This window comes from Pseudosulfitobacter sp. SM2401, from assembly GCF_042932805.1.
GTDB lineage: Bacteria > Pseudomonadota > Alphaproteobacteria > Rhodobacterales > Rhodobacteraceae > Ascidiaceihabitans.
Map to the genome: position 1 here is coordinate 3419828 of NZ_CP170633.1, position 16490 is coordinate 3436317.

16 protein-coding genes are annotated in these 16490 nt (G+C 54.9%); 11 read left to right on the forward strand and 5 right to left on the reverse strand.

The genetic code is table 11. The features are described from left to right. The first annotated feature begins 58 nt into the window (after positions 1-58). The 5 genes from mepA to ACFIO0_RS16760 all read left to right on the forward strand — a co-directional run bounded on the left by mepA (position 59) and on the right by ACFIO0_RS16760 (position 4140). The gene (mepA, locus tag ACFIO0_RS16740; protein WP_390911535.1) at positions 59-979 is read left to right on the forward strand and encodes a penicillin-insensitive murein endopeptidase; all 921 of its coding nucleotides are present in this window, start codon (positions 59-61) and stop codon (positions 977-979) included. Further along, on the forward strand, positions 952-1776 hold the full coding sequence (locus tag ACFIO0_RS16745) for an esterase-like activity of phytase family protein (protein WP_390911536.1): 825 nt from the start codon (positions 952-954) through the stop codon (positions 1774-1776). The genes mepA and ACFIO0_RS16745 overlap by 28 nt, the downstream gene beginning before the upstream one ends. A gap of 91 nt (positions 1777-1867) precedes the next feature. Further along, on the forward strand, positions 1868-2491 hold the full coding sequence (locus tag ACFIO0_RS16750; RefSeq protein WP_390911537.1) for a queuosine precursor transporter: 624 nt from the start codon (positions 1868-1870) through the stop codon (positions 2489-2491). Between the two features lie 270 nt (positions 2492-2761). Then, complete coding sequence (arfB, locus tag ACFIO0_RS16755; protein ID WP_390911538.1) at positions 2762-3184, forward strand: alternative ribosome rescue aminoacyl-tRNA hydrolase ArfB; 423 nt, start codon at positions 2762-2764, stop codon at positions 3182-3184. Positions 3185-3255: 71 nt separating this feature from the next. Continuing rightward, positions 3256-4140 (forward strand): EamA family transporter, encoded by an 885-nt coding sequence (locus ACFIO0_RS16760; protein WP_390911539.1) that lies wholly within the window; start codon positions 3256-3258, stop codon positions 4138-4140. Here the strand turns inward: ACFIO0_RS16760 and ACFIO0_RS16765 are convergent. From ACFIO0_RS16765 to ACFIO0_RS16775, 3 genes are all read right to left on the reverse strand, one after another. Continuing rightward, entirely contained in the window at positions 4137-5429 is a 1293-nt protein-coding gene (locus ACFIO0_RS16765; protein WP_390911540.1) for a nicotinate phosphoribosyltransferase, read from the reverse strand. The two genes, ACFIO0_RS16760 and ACFIO0_RS16765, sit on opposite strands and share 4 nt — an antisense overlap. Before the next feature lie 90 nt (positions 5430-5519). After that, a complete protein-coding gene (gene pncA, locus ACFIO0_RS16770) occupies positions 5520-6116 on the reverse strand; it encodes a bifunctional nicotinamidase/pyrazinamidase (RefSeq protein ID WP_390911541.1) in 597 nt (198 codons plus the stop codon). A 52-nt stretch (positions 6117-6168) separates the two neighbouring features. Next, the gene (locus tag ACFIO0_RS16775; RefSeq protein ID WP_390911542.1) at positions 6169-7050 is read right to left on the reverse strand and encodes an alpha/beta fold hydrolase; all 882 of its coding nucleotides are present in this window, start codon (positions 7048-7050) and stop codon (positions 6169-6171) included. A gap of 60 nt (positions 7051-7110) precedes the next feature. On the opposite strand from ACFIO0_RS16775, the gene ACFIO0_RS16780 reads away from it, so the two are divergent. Then, positions 7111-8013: a rhodanese-related sulfurtransferase gene (locus ACFIO0_RS16780; RefSeq protein WP_390911543.1), complete on the forward strand. Its 903-nt coding sequence runs from the start codon at positions 7111-7113 to the stop codon at positions 8011-8013. 41 nt (positions 8014-8054) lie between these two features. Here ACFIO0_RS16780 and ACFIO0_RS16785 read toward each other — a convergent pair whose 3' ends face one another. Continuing rightward, positions 8055-9272 (reverse strand): MFS transporter, encoded by a 1218-nt coding sequence (locus tag ACFIO0_RS16785; RefSeq protein WP_390911544.1) that lies wholly within the window; start codon positions 9270-9272, stop codon positions 8055-8057. 141 nt (positions 9273-9413) lie between these two features. Between ACFIO0_RS16785 and ACFIO0_RS16790 the strand changes: the two genes are divergently transcribed. The 5 genes from ACFIO0_RS16790 to ACFIO0_RS16810 all read left to right on the forward strand — a co-directional run bounded on the left by ACFIO0_RS16790 (position 9414) and on the right by ACFIO0_RS16810 (position 15298). Further along, positions 9414-10256 carry a flagellar motor protein MotB gene (locus ACFIO0_RS16790; RefSeq protein ID WP_390911545.1) on the forward strand — a complete coding sequence of 281 codons (843 nt, stop codon included), beginning with the start codon at positions 9414-9416 and terminating at the stop codon, positions 10254-10256. Positions 10257-10365: 109 nt separating this feature from the next. Next, positions 10366-11667 carry a flagellar hook-basal body complex protein gene (locus tag ACFIO0_RS16795; RefSeq protein ID WP_390911546.1) on the forward strand — a complete coding sequence of 434 codons (1302 nt, stop codon included), beginning with the start codon at positions 10366-10368 and terminating at the stop codon, positions 11665-11667. A 67-nt stretch (positions 11668-11734) separates the two neighbouring features. Further along, positions 11735-13189 carry a flagellar hook-associated protein FlgK gene (gene flgK, locus ACFIO0_RS16800; RefSeq protein WP_390911547.1) on the forward strand — a complete coding sequence of 485 codons (1455 nt, stop codon included), beginning with the start codon at positions 11735-11737 and terminating at the stop codon, positions 13187-13189. 4 nt (positions 13190-13193) lie between these two features. Continuing rightward, positions 13194-14201 carry a flagellin gene (locus ACFIO0_RS16805; RefSeq protein WP_390911548.1) on the forward strand — a complete coding sequence of 336 codons (1008 nt, stop codon included), beginning with the start codon at positions 13194-13196 and terminating at the stop codon, positions 14199-14201. 2 nt (positions 14202-14203) lie between these two features. Further along, positions 14204-15298 carry a flagellar basal body P-ring protein FlgI gene (locus ACFIO0_RS16810; protein ID WP_390911549.1) on the forward strand — a complete coding sequence of 365 codons (1095 nt, stop codon included), beginning with the start codon at positions 14204-14206 and terminating at the stop codon, positions 15296-15298. 3 nt (positions 15299-15301) lie between these two features. Here ACFIO0_RS16810 and ACFIO0_RS16815 read toward each other — a convergent pair whose 3' ends face one another. Further along, positions 15302-16438: a hypothetical protein gene (locus ACFIO0_RS16815; RefSeq protein ID WP_390911550.1), complete on the reverse strand. Its 1137-nt coding sequence runs from the start codon at positions 16436-16438 to the stop codon at positions 15302-15304. Between the last annotated feature and the right edge of the window lie 52 nt (positions 16439-16490).

The window sequence follows — 16490 nt, forward strand, 5'->3', positions numbered from 1 at the left end:
TTTCGTTTGCCCCGTGGTCCTGCTACCATCGGGGCGAACGACGTGAGGGTAGTACGATATGGTCAAGTTTCGACGCACATTTAGCCTGATGCTGGCGCTTTCTTTGGTCGCTTGTTCGGGAAAATCAGACACCAACATTGACGGCACGCAGGTTAAAGAACCCGCACCTGCCGAAATCCGTGGGCTGGCCAAGGCCGCTTTTGGTGCAGCCCGTGTAGGGTCTTCGCAGAAATCCGCGCCGCTTGGCGGATACGCACGGGGCTGTTTGGCAGGGTCCGAACAGCTGGCTGAAACTGGCCCGACATGGCAAGCTATGCGCCTGTCACGCAACCGCAATTGGGGTCACCCCGAACTGGTCGATATGGTTCAGAACCTGTCCAAAGTTGCGGCAGCGCAACCCGGGTGGAACGGTCTGTATGTCGGCGACATGAGCCAACCACGCGGCGGTCCGATGTTGACAGGTCACCGCAGTCACCAAGTCGGTTTGGACGCGGACATCTGGATGCTACCTGCCACGAATTTGAACCTGTCAGTGACAGAGCGCGAAAATATCTCGTCCATCTCTACACGCCGATCCAGCGGAGCGTTCACCAACTCTAGCTGGTCACGCGCGCATCACAACATCATCAAAGCTGCTGCCAAAGACAAACGCACCGCCCGCATTTTTGTGTTTCCAGGGGCCAAGGTGCAGATGTGCAAAGACGAAAAAGGCAACCGCGACTGGCTGCGCAAAGTGCGCCCATGGTACGGGCACCACTATCATTTCCACGTGCGTTTGGCCTGCCCGCGCGGGGCCAAAGGGTGCAAGGACCAGACCCCACCACCGGCTGGCGACGGCTGCGCAGATGCCCAACAATGGGTGAACAACATCCTTAACCCACCTCCGCCAAACCCCAACCCGACCCCTCGTAAAAAGCGCCGCGAATTCACGGTTGCCGATCTGCCGCAGCAATGTTCAAACGTTTTACGTTCGCAATAGCGCTGGCCTTTGGTGGGTCTACCGCTGATGCCCAATCGCTAGAATTCATGTCTGCTACAAACATGCCGGACCCGCTCGGCACGTTTGGTGGGCTGTCCGCCCTCGAGGTATCGCCCGATGGTCTGTCCGCGCTGACCCTGTCTGATCGCGGCCACATCTTTGATCTGGCAATCACGCGGGACGCCGATAACAACATTTCGGACGTACAAGTCACGCGTTCAAAACACCCCAAATTCAAACACGACACCGAAGGTTTGGCGATTGGCAAAGGCGGCACCTTTGTGTCGTTTGAGGGACCGGGGCAGGTTCGCGAATTGGGTGGAAAAGCCCTGCCCAGCCATCCGGATTTCAAAACCATGGCCCCCAACAGCGCGCTTGAGGCGTTGGCCATCGACCAGGCCGGCACGCTTTACACATTGCCCGAACGCTCCGGTGAAATCGACAAACCGTTCCCGCTTTACGCCTTCAAAAATGGTGCCTGGAGCACCGCGTATCAGATCCCGCGCAACGGACCGTTCCTGCCAGTTGGTGCCGATTTTGGCCCCGACGGATTGTTCTATCTTCTTGAACGAGCATTCACCCCACTAGGGTTTCGCACGCGCATCCGCCGCTTTGACCTGATCAAAAATACTCAAAAACCTGTCGAACTTTTGCGCACCTATCCAGCGCGTCACGACAACCTTGAGGGGCTTAGCGTGTGGCGCGATGCAAACGATGACATCCGCCTGACCATGGTGTCTGACGACAATTTCCTGCCGGTTTTGCGCAATGAAATCGTAGAATATATCCTGCGATAACTCTTGCGCCGTCCGACAACCCCGCCTAAAGACCACCCGTCTGCATGGTGCAGGCCGAGTTCTCCGCTACCTTGTAAAACGGATCAAAATCATGACACGCATTCACCTTCCCGGCATTCTTGCCATGGCCGCCATCGTTGTGGCCTCAAATATTCTTGTGCAACATTTGTTTGGCCAATGGCTGACGTGGGGCGCGTTCACCTACCCGCTCGCATTTCTTGTCACCGACGTGATGAACCGCGTTTACGGGGCCGGACCTGCGCGCACCGTCGTGCTGACCGGTTTCGTGGTTGGCGTGTTCTGCTCTCTGGTTGGCACCCAGATCATGGGCGAATTCGGACCACTGGTCACACTGCGCATCGCAATCGGTTCTGGCCTCGCGTTCTTGGTCGCGCAAATGCTGGACGTCGGTATTTTCTCGGCTTTGCGCAATGGCACATGGTGGAAGGCACCGCTGGCCTCGACCTTGATCGGGTCCACCGTCGACACGGCGTTGTTCTTCACAATCGCCTTTGCCGCGCCGCTGACCTTTTTGGAACCGTCCAATGATGTGTCTTGGGCCAACGAAGTTCTCCCCTTGTTGGGCGTCGGCGTGATGGCCCCGTTGTGGGTGTCGCTGGCGGTCGCTGACTGGACTGTAAAACTCACTTTGGCGCTGTTGGCACTGATCCCGTTCCGCCTGATTACTGCGCGTTTTACCGCAGCGGCTGGATAATTCACAAAAAAGGCTTTGCGATTCGGAGAACTTGTGCGACGATTCGAATGAGTTCAACAAATGCAAAGGAGGTGATCTAGTGTCGAGGAAGATATTGGAGCGAGGTGTCGGAACAGCTTGGGAGGTCGCCCGTTAAGGCAGCCCATGACGGTGTAAACCGTCCAAGTGGATCCATCCGGTCTAACCGAGATCCCTCCTGAAACTTTCGAAAGGGCCGCCTGTAATCGGGCGGCCCTTTTTCGTGTCTCATCAAAGGTGTATAGGGGCTGCATGGTGCGCATCAACGATGACATAACCCTGCACGACTGGGAGCTTTCCGAAAGCTTTGTACGCGCGTCTGGTCCCGGTGGGCAGAACGTGAACAAGGTGTCGTCGGCCGTGGAATTGCGGTTTGAGGCAGAGCGCAGCCCGTCATTGACCGCCCCCGTCAAAGTGCGCCTGAAACGGCTGGCCGGACGACGTTGGACGCTGGATGGTGCCTTGATTTTGCAGTGTGACGAGACGCGGTCCCAAGCGCGCAATCGCGACATCGTACGCCAGCGGTTGGCCGAACTGATCCGCAAATCCTTGGTTGCCCCTAAACGCCGGATCGCGACGCGACCAACATTAGGGTCGAAAAAACGCCGCCTGAAGGCCAAGAAAGTGCGCGGCGAGGTCAAAAACATGCGCGGCCGCGTGGACCCCGACGATTAAACCAGATGCCACCCAGAGGCACGTCGCTTTTCGCCATGACATTGATCGGCGGGACACTAAGGTGGGCGCATATGAGCACCCCTGACAAAACCGGCCTCGCCATCATTCTCAGCCTTATCGCGCTGACGTTGTTTGACGCGATGGGCCTGATCATCAAGCACCTGTCGAACGGGTATTCCGCCGCTGAATTATCGGCGTGGCGCAATCTGTTCGGCCTGGTTCCGTCGATCATTGCCCTGTGGTCGTCGCGCGCGTGGCATGCAGGCGGCAGACGCTTGAAAATCCGCCAATGGAAGCTCGCGTTGATGCGCGGTGCCATCGTGACCTTTGCGCAGCTGTGTTTTTATATGTCGTTGGGATTAATGGCTTTTGCGACCGCATCGACCATCACTTACGCCAATGCGTTGTTCATGACAGCGCTGGCAATCCCGATCCTGGGCGAACGCGTCGGCTGGGTCAGGTGGGGGGCAGTTTTAGTCGGCTTTGTCGGCGTCATCATGATCATGCAACCGGGCAGCGACGGGTTTTCTGTCTATGCGTTGTTGCCGCTGGCAGCAGCCGCGTTTTACGCGTTGGTCGGGGTCACAGCGCGCCTGTTTGACGACGACGTATCGAGCCCTTTGGTCAATCTGTATTCGTCGTTAACGGCTGTCGTCGGCGCATTCACCATCGCATTTTTCTGGGGTGGTTTTACACCAATTGCGTCCGCCGCTGACATGGGTTGGATCATCGCCATGGGAGGATTTGGCGGCACGGCAGTGCTATTCCTCGTGGTCAGCTACCGCATGACCGAGCAAAGCAACCTCGCGCCGTTCAGCTATTTTGGCATTCCGCTGGCGTTCGTCATGGGCTGGCTGTTCTTCGACGAGGCCCCTTGGAGCACGCTTTTCCCCGGCGCAATTTTGATCGCAGCAGGCGGTTTGCTGATCGTGTGGCGCGAACGGACGCGGGGCTAAACCACCACGTCCTGTTCGTCCTGTTCACCAACACCAAACACCCGTTTGTAGCGCGCGATTTCGGACGCGGGCCCCATCGCTTTTTTCGGGTTGTCCGACAGTTTAACCGTCGGCTGGCCATTCGCCTTGACCGCTTTGCACACCAATGAAAACGGGGCCAATGCGTCATCCGGCACCAGCCCGCGAAAATCATTGGTCAGCAATGTGCCCCACCCGAATGAGATGTTGGTTTTGCCTGCAAACTGCGCCTGCAATTCCTGAATTTTCGTGACATCCAAGCCGTCACTAAAGATCACACGCTTGTCGCGAGGGTCTTCGCCGCGTGATTTCCACCAATCAATCGCGACGTTTGCCGCCGTTGCAGGATCGCCGCTATCGATGCGGATGCCCGTCCAGCCCGCCAGCCAATCGGGGGCTTTGTCGAGGAACCCTTGGGTGCCGTAGGTGTCTGGCAAAATGATGCGCAAGTTGCCTTCGTGCTCGTCCTGCCAGTCTTGCAAAACATCGTAGGGTGCCTGCGCCAAAGCCGCGTCATCGGGTGCCAAGGCGGCGTAGACCATCGGCAATTCGTGGGCGTTGGTGCCGATCGCTTCGACCTCGCGGTTCATGGCGATTTTGCAGTTCGACGTGCCGGTGAATTTGTCGCCCAGCCCCTCGCGCATGGCTTGAACGCACCAGTCTTGCCAGAGGTACGAATGGCGACGGCGCGTGCCAAAATCGGCAATCGAAAGGTCGGGCAATTCGCGCAGTTTCTCGATCTTTTCCCAAACGCGAGTCATGCCACGGGCGTATAGAACTTGCAGTTCGAACTTGCCCATCTGGTCCAGAACAGCGCGGCCGCGCAGCTCCATCAAAATCGCCAAGGCGGGAATTTCCCACAGCATAACTTCGTGCCATTTGCCCTCGAACGTCAGCTCGTATTGGTCACCTTTACGTTCCAGATGGTAGGCTGGCAGGCGCAATCCCTCGAACCATTCCATGAAATCAGAGGTGAACATCTGGCGTTTGCCGTAGAACGTATTGCCACGCAGCCACGTGCTTTCGCCGCGGCTAAGCGACAGGGACCGGACGTGATCCAACTGTTCGCGCAGCTCGCCTTCGTCGATCAAATGGGCCAGCGGCACATGTTTTGACCGGTTGATCAGGCTGAACGTGACTTGGGTGTCGGGTTTGTTGCGATAGATGCTTTGGCACATCAGCAATTTGTAGAAATCCGTGTCGATCAGGGACCGCACAATCGGGTCGATCTTCCACTTGTGATTCCAGACGCGGGTGGCGATGTCGACCATTCTAGGCTTCTCCCTCATTCGCAGCGATTTAGATCAGCCAGCGCGATTGGGGGCAAGCGGTTGTTGCAGATGAGGATAATGATCGGTGCCTTAGGCGAGTTTCACCTTGGCCGATTGCATCCCGCTCATCGCTGATTCGAGGGATCCGTTCAGATCAATTGCACGGCACAGATCTGTTTTGACCGTGACATCGAAACCCAGTTTTGCCGCATCCACGGCTGAGAAATTCACGCAGAAATCCAAGGCCAGTCCGACCATGACCAGTTCAGAGATACCGCGAGATTTCAGATACCCTTCCAGCCCTGTTGGGGTCGTCTGGTCGTTTTCAAAAAACGCCGAATAGCTGTCGATCTGCGGGTTGTAGCCTTTGCGAATGACCAAATCGGCGCGGTCGCGGTGCAGATCTGTGTGAAACCGCGCGCCTGTGGATCCGATAATGCAGTGATCAGGCCACAGCATTTGATCGCCGTAGGGCATGTCGATCAGGTCGTAGGGCGCTTTGTCGGTGTGCGAGGATGCGAAGGATGAATGCCCCGCCGGATGCCAGTCCTGGGTCAGCACAACCGCTTCGGCGTCGTTCATCAAAGCATTGATGCCTTCGATGATTTCATCGCCACCCGGAACGGCAAGCGCGCCATGGGGGCAAAAATCATTCTGCACATCTATCACAATCAAGGCTTTGGTCATCGGAGCGCTCCAATTTGGTGTCACACATCCCTAGGTGGCGCCGGGCGGTCCGTCAATGTTGCTGCATCCATTCGGCGACACGTGGCCACAAACTGTTTGCCGCAGCGCGTGACCGGATGAGGCGCGCGTGGTTGAAATCTTCGGGGTAGCCTTGGGCGCGGCCACAGATTTCGAACGTCGCGTGTCCTGCGAATCCATCGGCGATTGCACGACATCCTGCTTGGGGCGCGATGACCTTGTCGGCCGCGCCCGCCAGAACCAGCACAGGCAGGGCAACATCGGACAATTGCGCAATCACATCGCGCCCTGCGCGGTCGGTGAATTGTCGTTTGCGGTTCCACAGCGCCCAGTTTTGCATGATGCCCGTCGCCTCACTGCACGGTCCCAGACGCACAATGCGCGCAGGCCAATACCCCAACCGCCGCCCGGCAAACCCCATCAGACGCATGAACAGTTGCACGCGTTTCGGGGACAAATGCGAATGGGTCGCCTGCGCCCCCATCAAGGTCAGCGTGCGCATCACCCGCACCAGATTTGGCGTTTGCGCCAGCGCCAGAACCATCGCCAATCCGCCACCCGAATGCCCCACAACATGCACGCCGTTTTTAGGGTGTTGTTGGTGAACGTGCGCCACTGCATCGGTCATCTCGTCCTCGGCCAAATCGTGGTAGTCAAAGCGCGTGATGTTGCCGCGCCGCAAATCACGCCCACGCCACTCAATCACATAGGTCGGGGCAATCCGCCCAAAATGCTGCGCAATCGGTAGGCATGTTTCTGCGTTTGAAAATGTGCCGTGCGTAATCAACACAGGCGCACCCTCGGACTGATCGCCAATCACGCGCCACAACTGGCCCGGCCCCTGCCAATCTTGTACTTTGATCAAACCGTCTGTTGTCATTTCCACATCGTCGGGCACAGGACCTGCATGCGTCAAAGGTTCCGTCGCGTCCGCCTCCCCTTGCCTGTGCAAAAAGATCGGCGTATCTGAGCGCGCATGTACACCATTGCCGCCCTTTACCACTTTACCCGTTTTGCTGATCCTGATGGTCTACGCCCTGCTTTGCGTGCGGTGTGCGAAGGCAGTGCCGTCAAAGGCACGCTGCTGATTGCAGGCGAAGGCATCAACGGCACGATTGCCGGTCCGCGTGCCGGAATTGACGCCGTTCTGGCCCACATTCGCGCCCTGCCCGGATGTGACGGTTTAGAGTGGAAGGAAAGCTTTTCCGACACCCCGCCGTTTGGCAAAATGAAGGTTCGACTCAAGCGTGAAATCGTGACAATGGGCCAACCCGACGTCGATCCAAAAGCACGGGTTGGCAACTATGTCGAGGCCGCCGATTGGAACGATCTGATCGCACGCGATGATGTTGCCGTGATCGACACGCGCAATGATTACGAGGTAGCGATTGGCACGTTTGACGGCGCGATAGACCCTGAAACGTCGACTTTTGGCGAATTCCCCGCATGGTGGGCGGCCAACAAAGATCGCTTTCATAACAAGAAAGTCGCGATGTTTTGCACAGGCGGAATTCGCTGTGAGAAGTCCACGAACTATCTGCTGGGCCAAGGCGTCGAGGACGTGTTTCACCTAAAGGGTGGCATTCTGAAGTACCTCGAAGAAGTGCCTGAGGCCGACAGCACGTGGCAGGGCGATTGCTTTGTTTTCGACAACCGTGTCAGCGTTGGACATGGCCTAAAGGTTGGACCGCACCAGTTGTGTCATGCTTGTCGTCGTCCGTTGTTTCCTGAGGATGTGAAGAAGGTGGAATTTGTCGTTGGGGTCAGCTGCCACCAGTGCATTGATGAGACGTCCGAGGCTGACAAAAACCGGTTTCGCGAACGCCAAAAACAGATCGAACTGGCGCGTAGCCGTGGCGGCGAGCACTTCGGCAGCTAAACGCGCGCGGTGAGGTAAGGTAGGTCTTGACCCACCAGCCCCTACGCCGCTTGCAATGCCCCTTGCGTTCGACTGCGCGACAGCAACCACACCAGAATGCCGATGTTCAGGAAATTCCACGCGATTCCGTTGATGAATGCCAACTGATACGATCCCGTCAGATCGTAGATCCAGCCAGACATCCAGCCGCCAATCGCCATTCCAAAAATCGTCGCCATCAGGACGAAACCGACCCGCGCCCCGGCTTCGCGCGCGGGCATGTATTCGCGTACGACAACAGCGTAGCTGGGCACGATGCCCCCTTGGCTAAGGCCAAAGATCAGGCTGACCACATACAGCGAAATCAGCGCATCAGACGGCAGGTACAAGAACAGCGCGATACACTGTAGCGCCGAACCGATCAGGATGGTGCGCACGCCGCCCAACCAATCCGCCAATGCGCCAGAGATCAGGCGCGACACCACGCCGCCCGCCAACATCAGCGCCAACATCTCTGCGCCCACCGCAGGTCCGTAACCTAGATCGACGCAGTAGGACACGATATGCACCTGTGGCATCGACATCGCCACGCAGCACCCGATGCCGGCCAGTCCCAACAGGCAGGCCAGTGCCGTTGGTGACAGGCCCGAGCTTTTGGCATTGGCCGATGATACGGCCTCGGCGCGGGCGTGGGCTTCTTCTGGAACTTTGCGGCGCAAAATGAGAGCAAGGGGGATCACAACCACCACCGTTACAATCGCCATTGTCGAATAAACGCTGCGCCACCCAAGGTCCGCCAGCATCCCCGAAAGGGCGACGGGCCAAATCACGCCGCTTAGATAATTGCCGCTAGCCACGATCGCCATTGCGATGCCGCGTCTGCGCATAAACCAGTGCGAAATGTCTGCGATTAGCGGTCCAAACCCCACGGCAGAGGCGAACCCGACCAGCAGTTGCGCCAATGAAATCATGGCGATAGACGTACTGATCACCGCCAACATCATGCCCAAAGACACGCCAACTGCCGCCCCGATCAAGCACAGGCTGACGCCGAATCTATCCACCGCCCGCCCGATGAAAAAGTTGCCCAGCGCAAAGCCAATCATCGTAAGCGTATAAGGTAGTGAGGCGTCGGCGCGATCCACGCCCAATTCGAATTGCATCGCTGGCATGATCGAAATGATCAGCCACATGCCCGCATTGATGACCATCGCAACGGCCAGGGTCAGGCCCATTCGAATCCACGAATATCGGCTGTCGAGAACGGTTAATGCTGACATGAAAATACCTCTGGTTTCTTTGTGCGGGCAATTGGTGCGCCTGCGCAACCCATGTCAGAAAATCGTGACAATTTGAGACGTTAAGCCAAGCGTAATTCAGCGCTGCTAAGTCTGCCTTTGGGTGAAATAGAGGTGGCGGATATGACTGCGCAAGTGAACGTACGTCCAATCATTATCAAAAAGAAAAAGGTCATCAAAGGCGGTGGCCACCATGGTGGCGCATGGAAAGTTGCCTATGCGGATTTCGTGACCGCGATGATGGCGTTTTTTATGCTGATGTGGCTGCTGAATGCGACAACGGAAAAGCAACGCAAAGGGATTGCGGATTACTTTTCACCCACGATTCCGATCAACCGGATTTCAGGCGGTGGAGATGGTGCCTTTGGTGGTGATTCAGTGTTTTCAGAGAATACGCTGCCGCAGAACGGAACGGGTGCCTCGGCTGAACGTCCGACCTCGCAGAATCAGGCGCGTGGCGAATCCGGCATGTCTGATCAGGGTGATGCGGCGGCGGCCTTAGAAGAAGAATCATTCGAGTCACTTGAGGTCAAGTTGTTGGGCAAAGGCGGCGAAAGCCAGGTCATGGAAAACGAGCTTCAGCACATTGTGACACGCATTACGGACGAAGGTCTGGTGATTGAGCTTTTCGCCGTCGAAGGTCAGCCGTTATTCGAATCTGACAGACTGACCCCGACGCCGCTTTTGCGCAGTTTGGCAGCTATGATTACCGATACCGTGCAGACTGTGACCAACCAAATGGCAATCGGCGGCCATGTCGCCGCCCAACCGATTGTTTTGGCAAACAACAGGGTTTGGAACACATCGGCGGCACAAGCCGATGCGATGCGTAAGCTATTGTTAGACGTCGGTATTTCGCCGCGACGCGTACAACGTGTAACGGGTCATGCTGATCGCCAACCTGCATCGCGCAACCCTATGGCCACGCGGAATAACCGGTTGGAAATCATTCTGTTGCGCAAATAAGCCCGGCAAATTTTCAAGACAAATAGAACGCATTTTATCTGTTAGGCGCACGTTAAGCGGAGCCGTCTAAGTATCTCTCAAATCTTAGGTGCAGCAGAAAGGCGTATCCATGACAATATCATCCTCCCTCAATGCAGGTGTAGCAGGGTTGCAATCCAACGCAACGCGACTGGCGTCCATTTCCGATAACATCGCTAACTCGTCGACCTACGGGTACAAGCGTGTGACGACCGATTTTCAGTCCATGGTGATCTCGTCCAAAGGTGGGACATATTCCGCAGGCGGTGTGCGTGCCACGACGGAACGGTTGATTGACCAACGTGGGTCTTTGGTATCGACGTCAAATGCAACAGACTTGGCGGTTCGTGGTCGCGGTATGCTACCCGTCGCACAAGTGTCTGAAGTGCAAGTTGGCAATGGCGACAACCAAATGTACCTGACAACAACAGGTTCATTCCGCACAGATGCAGACGGCTATATGGTATCTCAATCTGGGTTGGTTTTGATGGGTTGGCCTGCTTTGGCTGACGGCACAATCCCCACCTATCCGCGTGACACATCTGACGGGTTGGAACCTGTGCAGATCAATGTGAACCAATTTTCGGGTGAGCCGACCACTCAGATGACACTTGGTGTTAACCTGCCTGCGACAGAAACTGATGCCGGCGCGGATGGTGACACGCAGGAACTATCAGTTGAATACTTCGACAACCTAGGCACATCGGAAAGTATCGGGATTACCTTTACACCTTCTGTTCCGGGTACGGGATCATCCAACGAATGGACCGTCACATTGACTGATTCCGCCCAATCGGGCGCAGTGATTGGCGAATATGTTCTGACTTTTGATGACGGCCGTACATCGGGCGGTACACTGCAATCGATCGTGACATCGACTGGCGGTGCATACGATCCGGCGACAGGTTCGATCATTGTGAACGTCGACGGCGGGCCGATGGAAATCAACATCGGCAAAATTGGCGAAAGCGATGGTTTGACCCAGTTGTCTGACAACTTTGCACCAGTTTCGATTTCGAAAGACGGGTCACCCGTTGGAAACATGACAAGCGTTGAAGTTGACGCAAACGGCTACGTTCACGCATTCTTTGATACCGGAATCACGCGCACAATTTACCAAGTTCCGTTGGTCGACTTGCCCAATCCAAATGGCATGGTTGCGCTAGATCAACAGACCTATTTGCCGTCACCAGAAAGCGGTTCGTATTTTCTATGGGATGCCGGTGACGGACCAACTGGTGATGTTGTTGCCTACGCCCGCGAAGAATCTGCCACGGACGTTGCTGGTGAACTTACAGCGATGATCCAAACACAACGCGCGTATTCTTCGAACGCAAAGGTCATCCAGACAGTGGATGAAATGTTGCAAGAAACCACAAATATCAAACGATAAACGATAGCGGCTGACCCAACCGGGTCGGCAGTTCCACGCTTCTACAGCTTCAAGAATTGAGGTCTACATGACGATCACAGGCGCATTGAACAACGCAATGTCAGGATTAAGGGCTGCGGGCTACGCTTCGCAGGTGGTGTCATCCAACCTATCAAACGCGTTAACTCCGGGCTATGCGCGGCGCAGCTTGGAACTGTCGTCGTCTGCTTTGGGCGGCAACGGGGGCGTACGTGTTGACGGACAGGTGCGGCATATAGATCCAGGCTTGTTAGCTGATAGGCAAATGGCCAGCGCCAGTTTTGGTAACAAGCGTGACACGTCTGCTTTCTTATCCGAACTGGAACGATTGCTGGGGACACCAGATCAAGCTGGATCATTGGCAGGCCAGTTCGCCAACTTCGAAAGCAGCTTGATCACTGCCGCAAGTCGACCGGACGCTCCAGATCGACTCGCCTCCGCTGTGAATGCAGCGCGGGATTTGGTAGATACAGTTGGAACAGCGGCTGCCGGTATCCAAGATCAACGGACACGTGCTGATCGTTCCATTGATGCACAAGTTACCCGTCTAAATGATGCTCTAGGGGAACTTCAAACCTTGAATGGTGCCATCACTGCCACCCGCGTTCAGGGCGGTGATGACGCAGCATTGCAAGACCATCGCCAACGATTGGTCGACGAAGTGAGTGAAATGGTGCCTGTACGCACGGTCGCACGTGCCAATGGCGGCATCGCGCTCTACACCAACGGCGGCGCAACCTTGCTAGATGGCAAAGCTGCTGAGATCGGATTTGAGCCAGTCAATCTAGTCGCGTCTGGTATGTCTATCGAGGCGGGTTCTCTTTCTGGTCTAACGCTCAACGGAAACAGCGTTCGAACGGCGTCTCACAATGGCGCACTAAAGGGCGGAACACTGTCAGCGCAATTTGAAATTCGCGACGAACTTGCGCCGGAAGCCGAAACAAATCTTGACGCAGTCACGCGCGATCTCATCGAACGTTTTCAAGACAGTGGTGTAGATTCGACTTTGGCCGCAGGTGCGGCTGGGCTTTTCACTGACAGCGGATCGGCGTTTGACGCAATAAATGAGGCCGGTGTGTCCAGCCGTCTGACAGTCAACGCGTTAGTTGATCCAGATCAGGGCGGCGAAACTTGGCGCATCCGGGATGGTTTAGGCGCGGCAGCCCCGGGAAATGTGGGTGATGCGCACTTGCTGCAAGCGCTAGGGGATGCACTGACGCAAACCCGTGTCCCGGGTTCCGGGGCATTTGGATCAGGGGCTTTTGACGCCTCCGGTTTGACCACTTCAATGATGTCACAGATCGCTGCGGATCGAACCAATTCAGAGCAACACCTTAGCTTTGCTTCTTCAATGCTGAGTGAGCTAACGAGCCAAGAATCGGCGCAAGGCGTCGACAGCGACACTGAGTTGCAACAATTGATCTTGATCGAACAAGCTTACGCTGCCAACGCGCGGATGATCCAAACCGTTGACGAAATGATGCAAACTTTGCTGAGGTTATAACGCTATGAATGGTTTATCTATTGGCGATCTGGCCAACTCTTTTCTGCTGCAACGACGTGGTACTGCATTGAAAACCGAGATGTCCCGTCTCACACAAGAATTGGCGACGGGGCAAGTAACCGACATCAAGACGGTGCTGGCTGGAAATTTCAGCTATCTCAGTGACATTGAAAACAGCATGAAAACTCTGGCCGGCTATAAGGTAGCTGGCGCAGAAGCAACGCAACTTTCAAGCACGATGCAAGCGGTCCTGGAAAACGTACAAAATATCAGTAGCGATTTTGCCGCTGATCTTCTGGCTGTGTCATCTGGGGGTTTGGATTCTATCGCCCAGCAAAGTGCGACCGAGGCCCGCCAACAACTGGGCAGTGTGGTGTCCGCGCTTAATACCAATTTTGCGGGGCGAAACCTGTTTTCCGGTACCGCGACAAACACAGTGCCCATGCCGACATCAGATACAATTATTGACGCACTACGCACAGAGTTAGCTGGCGTTACCGGCTCCGCATCAAAAGCTGCAGCAGCCAAGGCGTGGTTCGATGATCCAGCTGGTTTTGACACCGTCATTTATCAAGGATCCAACGATGCTTTGGCTCCTTTTCGGTTGTCTGATACAGAGGATATCTCTCTAGACATTCGGGCGAATTCTGAGGAGTTGAAGGAGGTTATCCGTCATTTGGCGCTGGCTGGATTGGCAAACGATGCTAGCCTATCGATAGATGCCGCTGAACGCAGCGATATGTTGTTGGCGTCGGGTGAAGGGCTGATAAAAGCCCAAGATAACTTGACTGCTTTGCGTGCAAATGTTGGTTTCACCGAAGCACGAATAGACCAAATTTCAACACGTAATGCATCAGAAATGACGTCGATGGAATACGCTAAAGGAACGTTGCTGTCAGTCGATCCGTTTGAAACCGTCACCCGTCTGGAGGAAGTCCAATTTCAATTGCAAAGCCTGTACACCGTCACGTCAAGATCTTCCGAGCTTACACTTTTGAACTTTCTACGATGAGTATGCTTAGGGTCATTATAGCCTGGCTTTATCTGGCGAGCGTAAGTCTAGCCGGGCCTGTGCGGATCAAAGACTTGGTCGAATTTGATGGCGTTCGCGGCAATGATTTGGTCGGGTATGGGCTGGTTGTTGGCTTAAATGGCAGCGGTGACGGGCTGCGAAATGCACCTTTCACTGAAGAAATTATGTCAAATATTTTGGAGCGTCTCGGTGTAAATGTTGCAGGCGAGCAGTTCAGACCGAAAAATGTAGCAGCAGTCTTGGTCACGGCAAGCTTGCCGCCGTTTTCTCGTGCTGGTGGCAAAATTGATGTGACCGTCTCTGCAATCGGGGATGCAAAAAGCCTACTTGGCGGTACTTTGGTGATGACACCATTGAACGCGGCAGATGGCGATATCTACGCAGTGGCCCAAGGCAGTATTATTGCCGGCGGTGCGGTTGCTGAAGGTGATGGCGCAAAAGTCACGCGTGGCGTCCCGACGGCGGGCGTCATCCCATCTGGTGCACGTGTGGAACGAGAAATTGACTTTGATCTTGGAAGCCTAAGCATCGTACGTTTAGCTCTGCGTGATGCAGATTTCACGACGGCGGCCCGTATTGAACAAGCTATCAATTCGAATTTTGGCCGGCGTGTCGCATTGATGTTGGATTCGGGAACTGTATCTTTGGATATCGCCCAGACGAGAATGATTTCCGTTGCCCATGCTTTGGGGCGTGTCGAAAATATATCTGTGGAACCAGAACGCAAAGCACGTGTGGTTGTAGACCAAAGGTCCGGGACTATCGTCATGGGCGAAGACGTTCGCATTTCACGAGTGGCTGTGTCTCAGGGGAATTTAACGCTTCGCATTCAAGAAGCGCCGATTGTTGTTCAACCCAATCCCTTTGCGGAGGGTGAAACTGTGGTGGTCCCACGCACCAACGCCGCAATCGAGGAAGAGCCTGGAATCGGCCTGGCCGAAGTTCCTGACGGTGCCTCGCTATCCGAGGTTGTTGCAGGTTTGAATGCGCTGGGCGTGTCGCCAAGAGACATGATCGATATTCTCAAAAGTATCAAAGCCGCAGGTGCATTGCATGCAGAATTCGTTGTGAACTAGCTGTTACGTGAAAACCCGGATCTTTTTCACAAAAAGTGCTGTTGGCCCCGGCCAAATTCGATGATGTTTTATAACGTGAAAACTCAAGATTGAGGCCGCCAATATTCTGTATACTGCATATGATTGAGCGATGTCGTTTGCATGTATTTCTGGACGGAATACCAACATGCCAGCCGCGCCAATTGATCCGAAAATCGACGCAAGATCTTGGGTAGAACGCGGTAGCAGAATTTGCGCCACAACGGCGGATTGACCTAGAGCTGCGGGAACAAAAATCGAGATCAATAGATATGTCGCGGTCGTGCCAAAGGAGCCCACATTCAGATACGTTGTTGATACAGAAGGCTGAAAAGTTACTAGCATCGTCGCCACGGCTGCCGCGATCAAAAAGAAGCTAAGATTGACTCGTGCCATCGCACTCACAAAATCAGAATGTTTGGACTGCCGATGTGTTTGAACAATTGCCGGCGCGATCAAAGTCTCGAAACTATGCAAAACAGCAGGTAGTAAAAAAGTCGTTAACCGCGCGGCAAAATACAAAATTGCTTGTGCGGGAGACAACAACATTGCTGCGATCCATAGGTCGGCAGTATTTGTCATCGAAAGGCAGTTTATCTGCAGCCTCGCATTTTCAAAAACGCGTTGTGGCTTGAAAGAAAGGTCACACAGCGCAATCATAAGCGACGTTAGACACATCAGCAAAACCACCATTTCTAAATTCCAGGCTGCAAACATGCTCAGTACGGATAGTATCAGCGTCGACAATCCCAGAACTAACGCCGTTCCGTTAACCGCATTTCCCAAAGTGGTCCGCGCTGTGATCGCGCAAACCTGCGTCAGACAAAACGCGCTAGCAATGAAAAGCGACGGCAAAAAGCCTGTTAACCACAAGATGCTTGAGGTGGCCAAAGAAACGATGACCATCCCCAACACTTTTGCAGGTCCTCGTAATCCCTGAGACGCGGAGGATTGAGCGATTCCAGTAACAGCGATTAACGTTACGACTAGCACTAAGATGCCATGTGATCGGTGGGCCTGAACGCCAGACAGCGTTACAGCGCACAATACGATGCCGCACAGAACTGTTATCGGCCATTCAAAAATGCCCGAACGCCCAGTGTGATGGACCGGGTCAGACATTATCTTGCCCATGCACTAAATGCAGATACCAAACCGTAAGCTTCATTTTCAC